This is a genomic window from Nocardia sp. NPDC051787 (assembly GCF_040681325.1).
Taxonomy (GTDB): domain Bacteria; phylum Actinomycetota; class Actinomycetes; order Mycobacteriales; family Mycobacteriaceae; genus Nocardia.
Genome location: NZ_JBFAYO010000008.1, coordinates 33388 through 47817, shown reverse-complemented (window position 1 = coordinate 47817; position 14430 = coordinate 33388). Strand labels below are relative to the sequence as shown.

Sequence of the window (14430 nt, the reverse complement as noted above, 5' to 3'; positions counted from 1 at the left end):
CCTTCGCTGCGATCGGCCCCGCCTTACCTGGGGCCGGATTCCTTACTGCAAGGTAAGGCGCTGGGTCCGCGGCGTCAACCGATACGGTCACCAGCGAGAACAGCGCCAGTGGACAAGATCGGCAGATCAGCGGGCGCGCCATCGGCGAGGAGGCGCTCGATCGCCGCGACGTCGAGATGGTCTTCGACCAACCCGGCCACCAGATCGAGCTGCGCTGCCCGCACGGCGGCCACCGAAACATCGTCGGCCACAACGAAACCCGAACGACGCGCGGCTGCGGCAACCGTGCGCAGCCAGTTGCGCCGCAATTCGTCCGACTCCAGCAGCCCGTGCAGATGGGTGCCCCACACCGCCCCGCGCACGCTGCCCTCCGGCTCGCCGTCGACCGTGAGCCACGGCGGGTCACCGCGGCGCGTCACACGCCCGTGGTGGATCTCGTAGCCTCGCACGGGGATTCCCCCGGCATGTCCTTCGCTGCGGCGCAAGACCTTCGGCTCGGCGAATTCGATGGTGAGGTCGAGCAACCCGAGTCCGTCCACCTCGCCCTCGCCGGACTCCACCCGGTCGAGGATGCGGGTACCGAGCATCTGGTACCCGCCGCAGATCCCCAGGATCGGACCGCCCGCGGCGGCGCGTGCGCGCAGCGCCTCGGCGATACCGGTGCGCCGCAACCACCCCAGATCCGACACCGTTGCCTTGCTGCCCGGCACGACCACCAGGTCCGCGCCCGAGAGCCGGGACGGTTCGCTCACCCAGCGCACCGCGACGCCCGGTTCGCAGGCCAGCGCCTCGATGTCGGTGGAGTTGGAGATGCGCGGCAGCCGGATCGCGGCGACGGTCAGCCATTCCGCGCCCACCGGCGGTCGCGGACGGCCGACCGGCGCGTCGGCGAGCGTGCCGAGCGAGTCCTCGGCGTCGATCCAGAGGTCCTCGGCGTACGGGAGCACACCGAGGGTGGGGCGACCGGTGAGCTCGGCGAGGCGCTCGAGACCGGGCCGCAGCAGCTCCTGCGCGCCGCGGAACTTATTGACGACGAAGCCCGAGATCAACTGCTGGTCTTCGGGTTCCAGGATCGCGAGGGTGCCGAACAGGTGGGCCAGCACGCCGCCGCGATCGATGTCGCCGACGAGCAGCACCGGCAGCCGTGCGGCGCGCGCGAGACCCATGTTCGCCAGATCCGTCGCGCGCAGGTTGATCTCGGCGGGCGATCCGGCGCCCTCGCAGATCACCACGTCGAATTCGGCGCGCAGCGCGGCGAGTTCGGCGGCCACGACGGCGCGCAGTTCCCGCCGGTGTCGGAAGTAGTCCTCGGCCCCGACCGTGCCGACCGCCGTACCCCGCACCACGAGCTGCGAACGCCGATCACTGCCGGGCTTGAGCAGGACCGGATTGAATCGGACGCTCGGTTCCAGCCCGCATGCCTGCGCCTGCAACGCCTGCGCCCGGCCGATCTCCCCGCCATCGAGCGTGACCACGGAATTGTTGGACATGTTCTGCGCCTTGAACGGCGCGACACGCACACCGCGCCGGGCCAGCATCCGGCAGATCCCGGCCACCACGACGCTCTTACCCGCGTCGGAGGTAGTGCCCGCGACCAGCAGCGCGCCTTTCACCGCACCCCACCGGGCCCGTTCGCACAAGCCGCCGGATTCCTCAGCACGACCACGGAACTCGCGAACAATCGCCCGAAACGGACCCCGACCAGGCCGCGGGTCACGGCAGGGTCAGGATCTCGGCCCCCGACTCGGTCACGACCAGGGTGTGCTCGAACTGCGCGGTCCACTTGCGGTCCTTGGTGACGACGGTCCAGCCGTCGTCCCAGATCTCGTAATCGATGCCGCCCAGGTTGATCATCGGCTCGATGGTGAACGTCATGCCCGGTTCGATGACGGTCTCCACCGCCGGCTGGTCGTAGTGCAGGACCACCAAGCCACTGTGGAATGTGGGGCCGACGCCGTGGCCGGTGAAGTCGCGCACCACGCCGTAGCCGAATCGGTTGGCGTAGGACTCGATGACCCGCCCGATCACGTTGAGCGCGCGGCCCGGCCGGACCGCCTTGATGGCCCGCAGGGTGGCCTCCTCGGTCCGTTCGACGAGCAGGCGCACCTCCTCGTCGACATCACCGGCCAGGAAGGTCTTGTTGGTGTCGCCGTGCACGCCGTGGATATAGGCCGTGACGTCGATATTGACGATGTCGCCGTCCTCGACCACGGTGGAGTCCGGAATGCCATGGCAGATCACCTCGTTCAGCGAGGTGCAGCAGGACTTCGGAAATCCCTTGTAGCCCAGGGTCGACGGATACGCGCCGTGGTCGCACAGGTACTCGTGCGCGATGCGGTCCAGTTCATCGGTGGTGACGCCCGGCGCAACCGCCTTGCCCGCCTCCTCCAGGGCTTGCGCGGCGATCTTGCCCGCGATCCGCATCTTCTCGATCGTCTCCGCCGTCTGCACCCAGGGCTCATGCCCCTCGTTGGCGGTCTTCTTCCACGCGTACTCCGGGCGCTCGATGGCGCGCGGGACTTCACGGATGGGCGACAGCGTGCCGGGGATGAGCGGCTTGCGGGTGCGGACAGACATAGCGAACAGCGTAATCGGAGGGTCGGACCGACGACGAAGACCAGTCGGAATAGTTTCGGACCATGGTCCGCTTACAGTGTTGGTTGACATCGAAACTACCCGGAAAGAGGCTTGAACCGTGGAACTGGGACTCACGACGTTCGCCGAGCTCTATCCCGTCGGCGACCGGTCGGCACCGACCGCGGCCGAGCGGCTGCGCGAAGTGGTCGAGGAGGCGGTGGCCACCGAGCAGGCGGGACTCGACGTGTACGGCGTCGGTGAACACCACCGCAAGGACTTCGCCGCCTCCGCGCCCGCGGTCGTGCTCGCGGCGATCGCGGCCCGCACCGAGCGGATCCGGCTCACCAGCGCGGTCAGCGTGTTGAGCTCGGACGACCCGGTCCGGGTGTACCAGGACTTCGCGACGCTGGACGGCCTTTCCGCGGGCCGCGCGGAGCTGATGGCGGGGCGCGGCTCGTTCACCGAATCGTTCCCGCTGTTCGGTTACGACCTGGCCGACTACGACGAACTGTTCGACGAGAAGCTGGCGCTGCTGTTGCGCATTCGCCAGGACGAGCCGGTCACCTGGAGCGGCAAGTTCCGTCCGCCGCTGCGCGACACCATCGTCTACCCGCGCACCGACCATCGGCCACTGCCGGTCTGGATCGCAGTGGGTGGCAGCCCCGAATCGGTGATCCGCGCCGGACTGCTCGGCCTTCCGCTGGCCATCGCGATCATCGGCGGACAGCCCGCCCGGTTCAAGCCGCTGGTGGACCTCTACCATCGTGCTCTGGCAGAGGGAGGCCACCCGAAACAGGCGGTCGCGGTGCACGCGCACGGGTACGTCGCGGACAACGACGAGCAAGCCGTTGCCGACTTCTACGAGCCCTACGCACTGGCGATGAGCACCATCGGGCGCGAACGCGGGTGGGGACCCATGACACGCGCCCAGTTCGACGCCTTGCGTGCACCGGAAGGTTCGCTGTTCGTCGGTACTCCCGACTACGTCGCCGACAAGGTCACAGCGGTCGGTGAAACGCTCGGACTCGACCGATTCATGTTGCACACCAGTGTGGGCACACTGCCGCACGAAAAGGTCTTGCACACCATCGAACTGCTCGGCGCGAAGGTCGCCCCGCGCCTTGCCGCCATCGCGGAGTGATTGCCGCGCAGCGGGAATAGCGGGCGTGCCGCGCCAGTCGACTACGCGGCACGCCGGGCACGGCGCCCCGTTGCGCCCGCCGTCACTGTGCCGGTGAGCTGATCACTGCTCGGGCAGACGGCGGCGGCCACCGGCCACGTCGGTTACCAGATCAGTGTACCCATCGACGAGTTCGGCCAGGTGGTACCAATGTTTATGGGTATTGTCGCTGCGCGCGCCCTCGGAATCGATGACCTGATTCGCGTCCACCCAGCTACGCGCCATCCGGTCCACCACCGCGCCGAGGCTTTCGGTGTGCAACGAGGCCCCGTTGCGGTGCTGCGGCATCTCCTGCGCCACCCAGTCATTGATGTCGTCGACGAGTTCGCTACGCCGGCAGTCGATTTCGGCGATGAGGGCGACGTCTTTCACCTGGGCGCGGCGCTGATGTAGCTCGGCGAGCGCGTGTGCGGACCGTAGCAGTTCCCGATCTTGGAAACGGCGTCCTTGGAAAGCACACAATAATTGCGGCGCGGTCGGCAATGCGCCAACCGTCGGCGCGCTCACCGCCCTACTCCGAGTTCACCCGACACCAACGCTCTTTGTACCAACATGATTGGCTCTCGATTCGGTTATCCCGGTCATCGGATTCGGTTGTCACAACAAGGATAGCTGGATCATGCACGTACAGATGCATGAACGCAAGATTGCGTCCGCCCTTCTGCGGTCAAGGGCTCCTGATAGCGCGGTACGCCCAGATACCATCGAGCACAAACGATTTCGGCGCCCGCAGGGGCGGCGAAGCTCAGAGCTGGGTCAGCGCGGCCAGCAACGTCAGTATGGGTAGCGTGCCCTGTATTACGGCGCCCCTGGCGAACCGGCGATCGTGGGCCACCAGGACGATCGCGGCGGCCAGCATCGATCCGCACCCCGTCAGCACCAGCGCCCAGCCCGCCTCCGGCACCGACCGTAGGAGCGCCACGCCCACCAGCGTGGTCACCGCGAGAAACAGGTTGTAGAAGCCTTGGTTGAACGCCCACGGCCGTGCCGCGGGCATCTCGCCCTCGGACATCTGGAAGATCCCCTTGTACACCTTGGGATCGGTGAACCGCACGGACTCCATGACGAAGATGCCGATGTGGAGCAGGGCGGCCGCGACCGCCAGCGCCTGGACAACCCAGAGCATGTGACCTCCTCACGAAGTGAACCGACCGGAGGACGTCGGCGGCGATCGCGGATCATGGGCGAGCCGATGCGGACGGCCTTGGCGACTCCGGTATGCCGACGCGCATCCTATGGCCCGGCCCGCGTCGCTCTCCGCAACGCACCGTCGACACGCCGCGGCTGGAGGTCATCTCGAGAGCCCGAACACGCGACGCCGAGGTGTCGATGACCACGTTCTCGTGCTTGCGCGCGACGGCGATCATTTCCTCCGTCCACGGATAGCCGATATGTCCGCACACGATGGTCAGTTCCGGGAAGTCGAGCGCGACCTGATCGATATACGGGATGGGACGGCCGGTCTCCGACGGCCGCAGCGGACCGGTGTGCCCCACCTGCGTACAGAACGGGAGGCCCAGGTCGACACAGGCGGCGAACAGCGGATAGAAGCGCCGATCGGTCGGCGGAAGTTCCCACAGCCACGGCAGCACCCGCAAGCCCTTGAATCCTTGTCCGGCGCGGCGGCGCAGTTCCCGCACCGCGTCCATCGGCCTGCGCAGATCCACCGACGCGAGAGGGAACAGGCGCTGCGGCGCCTCCACGGCCCATGCCGCGACTTCGTCGTTGGAGATGAGAACACCCTCCGGCGCGTGCCAGGCCGAGATCAGCGCCTGGTCGACGCCCGCGGCATCCATCGCGTCCAAGGTGACTGTCAGTGGGATGTCGCCGGTCGGAATCGTGGCGCCGGTCCAGCGCCGGAGCGAGGCGAACATGTCGTGGGCGAGGAACCTCTGGGTGGGGTGTTGCGCCCAGACGTCGATGGTCATGTGCGTGATCCTGTTCGTCGCATCGGGACGGACCGCCTCCCGGCTATAGCAGTCGCAATAACCAAACCGAAAGGTTCGCCAGGCATAAACTGGGTATCTATCGCAGGACCGTAGACACCCGAGGCAGAGCAGGGCAATGGCTGGTTCGGACCCGTTCGCCACACAGCGCGATCGGCCTCCAGGTATCGAGCAGGAACTGGAGGGCGCGGGCCTCGACGACCCTCACGTGATCGGCAAGGGCGGCTTCGGCGTGGTCTACCGCTGCCGGCAGCGGTCGCTGAATCGCAGCGTCGCGGTCAAGGTCCTCACCGGACGGCCGGATCTGGAGCCGGAGAATGTCGAGCGGTTCCTGCGCGAGCAGCAGGCAATGGGCGCGCTGTCCGGGCACCCGAACATCGTGCCGATCCTGCACGTGGGCACCACCGCCAGCGGACGCCCCTATCTGGTGATGCCGTATCACTCGCAGGGTTCCTTGGCCAACCGCATCCGCCGCGAGAATTTCCTGCCGTGGCAAGAGGCCATCGGGATCATCATCAAGCTGGCCGGGGCCCTGGAGACCGCGCATCGCGCGGGGATCCTGCATCGCGACATCAAACCGGACAACGTGCTGCTCACCGACTACGGCGAGCCGCAGCTCACCGACTTCGGGATCGCCCGTGTCGAAGGGGGTTTCGAGACCGCGGCCGGGGTGGTGACCGGTTCTCCGGCATTCACCGCGCCGGAGGTCCTGCGCTCGGGGGTCCCGTCGGTGGCTTCCGACGTCTACGGGCTCGGCGCGACGCTGTTCGCCATGATCACCGGCCACGCGGCGTACGAACGTCGCTCCGGCGAGCAGATCGTCGCCCAGTTCCTGCGGATCGCCGCCGATCCGCTCCCGGATCTGCGCCCCGACGGCATCCCCGACGACGTGTGCGCCGCCATCGAGGCCAGCATGTCACACGATCCGGCGAACCGTCCGCGCTCCGCCGCCGCGTTCGGCGAATCGCTGCGCGATATCCAGCGCGCGAACGGCCTGCCGATGCAGAACATGACGCTGCCTACTGTCGACCAGGCGATCTCGGTACAGGAAGATCTCAGCACTCGGCCGATGGCGGCTACGGCAAGACACCCCTCGGCCCATCCCAAGACGCCACCCACTCCGGAGACGAGGTTCCGCCCGGCGATGTCCTCCCGGCCGCTGGTCCGCCGCGACCGGCTGATGGACGCGTTGCAAACCGAGCCGCGACCGCGGCTTGCCGTCATCCATGCCCCCGCCGGCTTCGGCAAGAGCACGCTGGCGGCCCAATGGGCCAAGCGTCTGGCCGAAACCGACGGTGTGACAGTGGCGTGGTTGAACGCCGACCGGGACGACAACAACGTCGTGTGGTTGCTCACCCACCTGATCGAGGCGTTCAACCGGGCCAGCCCGGAATTGGTGCCCCAGTTGGCGCGGATACTCGAAGAGGGCGACGACAGCGCGGCCCGTTATGTGCTCACCACGCTGATCGACACCATCCACGAACGCGGCGATCGGTTCGCGCTGGTCATCGACGACTGGGATCGGGTCACCGACCCGGCCGCCGTCGACGCCTTGCATTTCCTGATCGAGCAGGGCTCGCACCATCTGCAGATCATTCTGACCAGCCGGTCGATCGAGAGTCTACCGCTCGGCACCATGCGCGTTCGCCATGAGATGGTCGAAATCGATGCCGCGGCATTGCGTTTCGACGCCGAGGAAGCACGCGCGTTGCTCGCCGAGCAGAGCGGTGTCGCGCTGGCCGACAAGGAGAGCGCCGAGCTGCGCGACTGCACCGAAGGCTGGGCGGCCGCATTGCAGCTGGCTTCGCTGTCGCTGCGCGAGCACCCGGACCCCGGGACGCTGATCGCTCACCTGTCCGGGCGCCATCACACCATCGGCGAATACCTGGCCGAGAACGTGCTCGACACCGTCGAGCCGGATCTGCTCGATATTCTGCTCAAAACTTCTCTGCCAGAACGCATCTGCGGCAGCCTGGTCACCGCGCTCACCGGCCGGCCGCACGGGCAGGCCGTGCTGGAGAACCTCGAACGCCGCAATCTGTTCCTGCGCCGGATCGACGAAGGCGGTGAATGGTTCCGCTACCACCACCTGTTCGCGGAGTTCATCCGGCAGCGGCTCGAACGCGACTTTCCCGAGCAGGTGCCCGAACTGCATCGTGCGGCCGCCGCCTGGTTCGCCGAGCACGAAATGCTCAGCGAAGCCATCGAGCACGCGCTGGCCTGCGGCGACGAGAAGAAGGCCGTCGACTTCGTCGAGGCGAAGGCCCGCGCCCTGGTACAAGACGGCCAGCTCGCGACATTCCTTGGCCTGGTCGCCAAACTTCCCACGGCGGAAGCCTGCGCACGCCCGCAACTGCAGATCGGTGTGGCGTGGACGAATGCCCTGCTGCGTCGGACCACCGACCTGCACGCCGCGTTGCGACTGGTCCGGGCGTCACTGGAGAAGTCTCCGGAGCCCGACCCCGATGTCGCGGTCGAGGCCGACCTCGTCGAGTGCGTGGAGCACGTGTTCGCCGACCGCCCGGAAGGCGTGGACGCCGTGGTCGCCGCGTGCCTGGACCGGGCCGACACGCTGGGGCCGTGGGCGCTCGGCGCCGCCGCGAACCTCGCCGCGTTCTCCGCGAGCTGCCGGTTCGACTACGACCGAGCGCGCGAATGGCACGACTGGGCAGCGCCGTACTACCGGGAAACCCGCAACACGTTCAGCCTGATGTACAGCAACAGCCTGGTCGGCATCGCGGCGCGGGAGCAGCTCGATATCGCCGCGGCGGAACGCAGTTTCCGGACCGCACTGCACATCGCCACCACCTCGTCGGGCCCGCAGTCCTACGCCGCACGGTTGGCCGGCGCTCTGCTCGGCGAATTGCTCTACGAACGCGACCAGCTCGCCGCCGCGGAACGGCTGCTGGACGAGGCGGGGCGGCTGGGCACCGAGGGCGGGCCGGTCGAATTCATGATGGCCGCCTACGCCACGGGCGCCCGCATCAAGGCTCTGCGCGGTGACCTCGCGGCCGCCGCGCGCCGCCTGGACGAAGGCGCCGAGGCCGCGCGCGCCCTGAAGCTGCCGCGGCTGGCCACCCGGATCGCCAACGAGCAGGTCCGGCTCGGACTCACCGCAAGTTACGTCACCGAACCGCCGTCCGGCGTCGACGGGATCGCGACGATCACCGCGGAAATGCGCGAGGATTCCGCGATCCGGATGCTGCTGCGGTCCGGTGCCGCGAAACGTGCGGCCGCCGCGGTCGCACGCGCCCAGCAGTTGCGCGATGCCATCGACACCGCGCGACGCCCACGGGCCGCGGCGCAGGCGCAGCTATTGCTCGCCTCCTGCCTCGCGGCGGCGGGGAAGACCGACGCCGCGAAGGATGCCCTGGTGCCGGTGGTGGCCAAGCACGCCGACGTCGGCCTCATCCGGCCGCTGCTCGACGAAGGCACGTGGATCACGTCACTGCTGCACACCCTCAATTACGATCTGCGCGAAGGACTCTGGAAAGACGAATGGCCGATCGTCCCGCCGGCCTTCCTGCACAGGTTGCTGGAACGCTGAAAGACCTTGCGGCAGGATAGTTTTCCGCACGGTTCACAGCACAGGCTGCGGTCCGCGAGAGGTATCCGTGTCGAGGATGTGCAGCACCCACCGGCCTTTGCCGTCGGCTTTGGCGCGGTAGAGACCGGTATCGGCGGCATCGAGCAGCGATTCGGCGTCCGCGCCCGCGACCGCGGTGACGACCGCGCCGATGCTGATGGACATGCGTAGCCGCCGGTCGCCCGCGGTGATCGGATCGACCAACGCCTCGAGCAAGCTGTTCGCCACGGCGGCCACCCGGTGGTCGCTGGCCGGCGGCGGGATCAGCGCGACGAATTCGTCACCGCCGATGCGGGCGATCAGGCAGCCCGAGCCACGGACGCTGTCCTGCAAACGCGCGGCGACTGCGGTGAGGATCTGATCGCCCGTTCCGTGGCCGTAGCGATCGTTGACGTGTTTGAAGCGATCGATGTCGACGAAACACAACCCCGCGCGGTCGCCATTGCTGGCGCCCGCGATCATCTCGTCGATCCGTTCGATGAGATGCCGCCGGTTGGGCAGCCCGGTGAGCGGGTCGTGGCGGGCCTGCCGATGCAGCTCTTCGCGCATCCGGTGCTGCTCGGTCACGTCTTCACCGACCGCGAGCAGATAGTCGCTCTGCCCATCCACGCCCTTGACGAACGTGATGGCGAACGCCGCCCACCCGTAACTGTCGTCGGCGCGACGAATCCGCTGTTCCAGTTTCACGGTGCCGTGCCCGGCCGGTACCAGCTGCTCATAGACCAGCGTGCGGATGCCGTCGCGGTCACTGGGGTGCGCGAAGTCGTAGACCGACACGCCGCGCAGGGCTTCGATCGGGACTCCGATCATGTCGGCCAGGCCGCGGTTGACGTCCAGCAGCGTCCCGTCGGTGTCTCCGATGGCGATGGCGATCGCGGCGTTGTCGAAGACGACGCGGAACCGCTCGTCGGCTGCTCGAGTCGCGTCACCCAGCGGGTCCGGGAGTCCCTGGTCGTGCGGGCGCAGGTGCGCTTCGTAGCCCTGGCCCACCGCGGCGAGCAGCGCCGCGAGTCGTCGGCCGCTGCTCGGGTGCGCGGCGCGTTCGGCCAATTCGAACAACACCTCGGCGGACACGCTGGGTACGGCGGGCGCGATCACCCCGGCGGCGGCCAGCTCGGCGCCTACGCGGGCACCAACACCGGCGTCGAAAGGTTCGGCGTCGAGGCCGGAAACCAGCTCCTCGACCAGGCCGAGTAAGAGGACTTCGGGGGCGGGCACGGACACGGACTCACCGGTGACGGTCCGCAATGCCCGCCACCACGAGTTCGCCAGCCTGGCGAATTCGATCTGTTCCACCGCAACCCCCTCACCATTCAGGCCGGAGATAGCCCCCGACGCATCGTATCCACATATGTTCGATACCGTCGAGTACTCCCGCTGGAGCATATTCCCACTGCTGGTGATGATGCGTGGTACTAACCCGAGCCGTTCTCGGTGAATATCGAGGCGCCTTTATAGCGCAACGTCGTGATCTGCCAGGTCCAGGTCGCCTGGACACAGGCGATCAGATCGGCGATGTGGGTCGAGACGGTGGCCGCCAGAGCGGCATCATCCGCTCCCACGAGATCGCATCGCTCGGCAGTGGCCGCACCGACCTGCCGGAATTCCGTGAGCCGCGCCCGAACGATCCCGGTGGCGCCGTGCACGGCGTCCGCCAACGACGACCCGGGGTGGTTCAGCAGGACCACCGGGATCAGGTTGAAGTCCGCGAGATCGACGATGCACTCCTTTTCGAAAGAGAACACGTCGTTCATCAACGCCCCGATCTCGACGGTCAGCACCCTTAACCGGCGCAGGTCTCCGTCGAGCCCTGCGCGCCGGATCCGGTCCCAGGGCAGGTAGTCGTCGCGACCGAATTCGCACAGGGCGATGGCCGGATACATGCCCGATACCCGGGCCCGCAGGTCGATGTACTCCGCGACGCTGAGCAGTCCGCCGCGGGCGCGGGCATTCTGGTCCTGGATCGCGGGCCGCAGGTGATCGATGGTGGCGTCGATGAACCGATCGAGCCAGGCCGGATCGGCGAGGGCGGACAGCATGGCAAGGAAGGCCGACGTCGCGGCCTCCAGCGGGGTCGAATCGCCCGGCACCGAGCATGTGCGCAGGAGCGAGCACAACCGATCGACCGCGGCGCGCGCCCGTCGCTGCTCGTCGTGGTCCAGATGCCCGAACTTCTCCCGGCCCACAGTGTCGTTGAGCCAGAAGAGGATTGCGTTATAGAGGCCGATGATAGTCATTCGTTCGACGCTGATGGCGCCGGGGTGCAGATAGGGCGTCATGCTGTTGTAGTGCTTGCCGCCGGGCTCGAGCCAGATCCCATGGGCCCGGCAGAATCGTTCGACCTCCGCACAGGCCTGCGCCCCGAACCGGCTCGGCCGGAAGTCGCGGCAGTAGTCGGCTATGTCCCAGTCGGGCGTGCTGAACCTCGCGCGCAACGACCACTGCCGCCCCGCCCGCAGCAATGCCTCGTGCTGCACGCGCATGTTCACGATGTCCCGCTCGAGCGCCGATGTGTACTCGCCGACCACAACGACCCCGTCTCCACAATGGTTGCTTCGCCTGAATTCTCTCGGCTTACCATCCGTGGGACTGGTCGAATGACCAAAAGTCACCGAAGTGGCCGGTCAGTCGCGTTGACACACCGGCCCGCTGCGCGACGACGGCGACCGCACTCCGTCGAAGGCCGGGTAGCGCCGTGGCGGTTACGGGCGATCCTGCCGATCGTCACCGACGCGGCACCATCGGGTGGATGTGCCGGATTCGCCCACGGCGGAGCAAAAGCCGGCTCGCACCGTTGCCGATCACCGAGTCCGCCGAGCGGAGCTGGTCTCACTCCGCCGCCATGACGTCGCCGTGCATGGTCAGCAGCAGGTGGTCGAAGCGGGCTCGTTGCGATGCCGGACCGCCACCGATGGCGGGAATCTCGGTGACCAGCCGCTGCGCCAGCGTGCGCAGCTTGACGTTGGTCTCCTGGGAACGCCATTGCAGCACCCGGAACGCCTGTTCGGCGTTGATGCCGTAGACCACCATGAGCACCCCTTTGGCCTGTTCGATCACCGCCCGTGATTCGACGAGCTCGGGCAGAGTGTCGTCGAGGACCTCCTGCCGGTTCTCCTCGAGGGCGTCGGACACGTCGATGAAATAGCCGCTCGTGCCGATCACCAGGCCCCGGTCGTCGAGCATCCGGTCGGCGACGACGAGCACGTGATGGATCCGCCCGGAGGTATCGATGACGCGATGACGGCCGCAGAACGGCTCCCCGGTACGCATGGCGACGTCGATGGACCGGGCGACCAGCGCGCGGTCGTCGGGGTGCTTGTGCGCCAGCAGCAGTTCCGTGCTCGGCTGCGCGCTCCCGGCGTAGCCGTACAGAGCCGCGACGCCATCCGACCATTCCCATCGCTCATCCTCGAACCAGAAACGGAAGCTACCCACGCTCTGCGGCGTGCCAGCGACGACGCTCTCGACCGCGGAGGCGCTTGTCAGCGCGAGGTCATCCATCCTCGTCACGCGGGTCATTATCCAACCGTCCCGGCCCCGTATCAGTGCGGAACACAATCCGAAATCGAACTGTAGCAAACCATTGGCATCCATCATTTGTGCGCGTAGTTCGACGAAAAGCGAGGTCGCTTGACACACTGCAACCCAGCTGGCAACCTATCCGCAACGGACCGGCTGCACAGCAATCGATACGACTCTCTTCGACGCCGGGCCGGCACGATGTCATGCGACCGGCGCAGCACCGTGACGGCGTCCCCGAACCGGCCCACGCCCACCGGCGCTGCGCTTCCTGCGCGGTCGCGAATGCGGTCTCGATGTCGGCAGGTGGAGGACTGGGCATCCACGGGAGAACCCGCCGACCGACGCGGACCACCGTCACACGCCACTCCCGTCACGACAGCGCCCTATTCGCCGGCTACGTACCCCTGCCCCTGATCCCCCGAACTGAGCAACCGGCCGATACCCCACTCCGCGTCCCCAGATGGCGGGGCATTCCCGGTCACGGGAAGAGCGGCGCCGACCATCCCGCGAGTATTGGTACCGCGGTGCGGCCTACCCTCGGGCCTGGTTTGTCCCCGGGCTTCCCCGCAATCGTCCGCGTCCCGAAAAACACTGACCATAATGCGGATCACTGGAGGTAGTCTCTGTTGCTGTGTCCCGCTTTCGTCGCAGATCCGCTGCATGAGAGCCGTATTCACGTGAGGACGCCGTAACGCGTTCCAGCAAGTGCGCAAGACCGAAAGGGTTGTTCTGATGGCAGGCAAGCGCACCGTACTGACCGTCCGGTTGCGACGTCTGGCGGCGATGCTGCACGAGATGCGCGAAAACGCCCAGCTCAGCAAGGAAGAGGTCAGCGCGAAGACCGGGATCAACGTCACCACGCTGTACCGGATCGAGACCGCGCAGGCCCGCCCGCAGCGCCGCACCCTCATGGCGATGCTCGACCTCTACCAGATCGGCGACGAACAGCGCGAAGACGCCCTGGAATTGCTGTCGGACGCATTGAAGCCCGGCATGTCGCGCGCCTACGAGGGCAGCGTGTCGGAGGTGTACGCCGCCTACATCAACTTCGAGTCCGAGGCGCTGTCCGCCCGGCACTTCGAAACCTCGATCATCCCAGGGCTTTTGCAGACCTACGAGTACGCGACGGCGGTGATCGACACCTCGATGCCGAAGCTGGAGGCGTCGGTGATGGAGAGCAGGGCGAAGGCCAGGATGGATCGCGCCGCCAACCTCTCCAAGGAGGACCCGCTCGAGCTGTGGGTGGTGATGGACGAGGCCGCGATCCGGCGCACGGTCGGCGGCCCCTCGGTGATGCGCGGCCAGCTCGAGCGGCTGCTGCAGGAGACCAAGCGAAAGAACGTGATCCTGCAGATCCTGCCGTTCGACGCGGGCGCACATCCGGGCATGGCCGGCCCGTTCACGCTGCTGGATTTCCCCGACCCCGCCGACCCCGAACTGGTCTATGTCGAGGGCATCGCGGGTGACGAGCTCATCGAGGGTCACAACGAGATCCGGCGTTTCGGCGTCATCTTCGACCAGCTGCGCGCCATGGCGTTGAGCCCGCGCGACTCCGCGGCCATGATCGTGGAGGCCGCGCGCCGGATGGACTGAGCCACCCGCCGGCCGACCCGGTGTCC

The 14430-nt window shown here is 67.5% G+C and carries 10 protein-coding genes and 1 pseudogene; 3 read left to right on the top strand and 8 right to left on the bottom strand.

What is annotated here, in order from left to right; all coding sequences use genetic code 11:
• Nucleotides 1-74: 74 nt before the first annotated feature.
• Together AB0M45_RS10815 and map are read right to left on the bottom strand one after the other, a co-directional pair.
• Complete coding sequence (locus AB0M45_RS10815) at nucleotides 75-1613, bottom strand: cobyric acid synthase (protein WP_364326193.1); 1539 nt, start codon at nucleotides 1611-1613, stop codon at nucleotides 75-77.
• Between the two features lie 100 nt (nucleotides 1614-1713).
• A complete protein-coding gene (gene map / locus AB0M45_RS10810) occupies nucleotides 1714-2577 on the bottom strand; it encodes a type I methionyl aminopeptidase (protein WP_364325715.1) in 864 nt (287 codons plus the stop codon).
• Between the two features lie 118 nt (nucleotides 2578-2695).
• Here map and AB0M45_RS10805 point away from each other — a divergent pair, with 118 nt between their 5' ends.
• The gene (locus AB0M45_RS10805) at nucleotides 2696-3718 is read left to right on the top strand and encodes an LLM class flavin-dependent oxidoreductase (protein ID WP_364325712.1); all 1023 of its coding nucleotides are present in this window, start codon (nucleotides 2696-2698) and stop codon (nucleotides 3716-3718) included.
• 102 nt (nucleotides 3719-3820) lie between these two features.
• Here the strand turns inward: AB0M45_RS10805 and AB0M45_RS10800 are convergent, their stop codons facing one another.
• The 3 genes and pseudogenes from AB0M45_RS10800 to AB0M45_RS10790 form a co-directional block, all read right to left on the bottom strand.
• Complete coding sequence (locus AB0M45_RS10800; RefSeq protein WP_364326190.1) at nucleotides 3821-4180, bottom strand: DUF4254 domain-containing protein; 360 nt, start codon at nucleotides 4178-4180, stop codon at nucleotides 3821-3823.
• Between the two features lie 322 nt (nucleotides 4181-4502).
• On the bottom strand, nucleotides 4503-4883 hold the full coding sequence (locus tag AB0M45_RS10795; protein WP_364325709.1) for a DUF1304 domain-containing protein: 381 nt from the start codon (nucleotides 4881-4883) through the stop codon (nucleotides 4503-4505).
• Between the two features lie 190 nt (nucleotides 4884-5073).
• Nucleotides 5074-5685: pseudogene (locus AB0M45_RS10790) on the bottom strand (amidohydrolase family protein); the annotation flags it as partial.
• A 136-nt stretch (nucleotides 5686-5821) separates the two neighbouring features.
• On the opposite strand from AB0M45_RS10790, the gene AB0M45_RS10785 reads away from it, so the two are divergent.
• Entirely contained in the window at nucleotides 5822-9250 is a 3429-nt protein-coding gene (locus AB0M45_RS10785) for a protein kinase (RefSeq protein ID WP_364325706.1), read from the top strand.
• Between the two features lie 33 nt (nucleotides 9251-9283).
• On the opposite strand, the gene AB0M45_RS10780 is transcribed toward AB0M45_RS10785, so the two are convergent.
• From AB0M45_RS10780 to AB0M45_RS10770, 3 genes are all read right to left on the bottom strand, one after another.
• Entirely contained in the window at nucleotides 9284-10585 is a 1302-nt protein-coding gene (locus tag AB0M45_RS10780; protein WP_364325703.1) for a diguanylate cyclase, read from the bottom strand.
• Nucleotides 10586-10704: 119 nt separating this feature from the next.
• Nucleotides 10705-11817 (bottom strand): terpene synthase family protein, encoded by a 1113-nt coding sequence (locus tag AB0M45_RS10775; RefSeq protein ID WP_364325700.1) that lies wholly within the window; start codon nucleotides 11815-11817, stop codon nucleotides 10705-10707.
• A 301-nt stretch (nucleotides 11818-12118) separates the two neighbouring features.
• A complete protein-coding gene (locus AB0M45_RS10770; protein ID WP_364326188.1) occupies nucleotides 12119-12790 on the bottom strand; it encodes a PAS and ANTAR domain-containing protein in 672 nt (223 codons plus the stop codon).
• A 753-nt stretch (nucleotides 12791-13543) separates the two neighbouring features.
• Between AB0M45_RS10770 and AB0M45_RS10765 the strand changes: the two genes are divergently transcribed.
• Complete coding sequence (locus AB0M45_RS10765; protein WP_364325697.1) at nucleotides 13544-14404, top strand: helix-turn-helix transcriptional regulator; 861 nt, start codon at nucleotides 13544-13546, stop codon at nucleotides 14402-14404.
• Nucleotides 14405-14430 lie beyond the last annotated feature (26 nt).

What these genes read in the sequence shown, in the direction of transcription:
- AB0M45_RS10785 (WP_364325706.1), top strand. Translation starts at nt 5,822, where the DNA reads ATGGCTGGTTCGGACCCGTTCGCCACACAGCGCGATCGGCCTCCAGGT.
- AB0M45_RS10795 (WP_364325709.1), bottom strand. Translation starts at nt 4,883, where the DNA reads ATGCTCTGGGTTGTCCAGGCGCTGGCGGTCGCGGCCGCCCTGCTCCAC.
- AB0M45_RS10770 (WP_364326188.1), bottom strand. Translation starts at nt 12,790, where the DNA reads ATGGATGACCTCGCGCTGACAAGCGCCTCCGCGGTCGAGAGCGTCGTC.
- map (WP_364325715.1), bottom strand. Translation starts at nt 2,577, where the DNA reads ATGTCTGTCCGCACCCGCAAGCCGCTCATCCCCGGCACGCTGTCGCCC.
- AB0M45_RS10765 (WP_364325697.1), top strand. Translation starts at nt 13,544, where the DNA reads ATGGCAGGCAAGCGCACCGTACTGACCGTCCGGTTGCGACGTCTGGCG.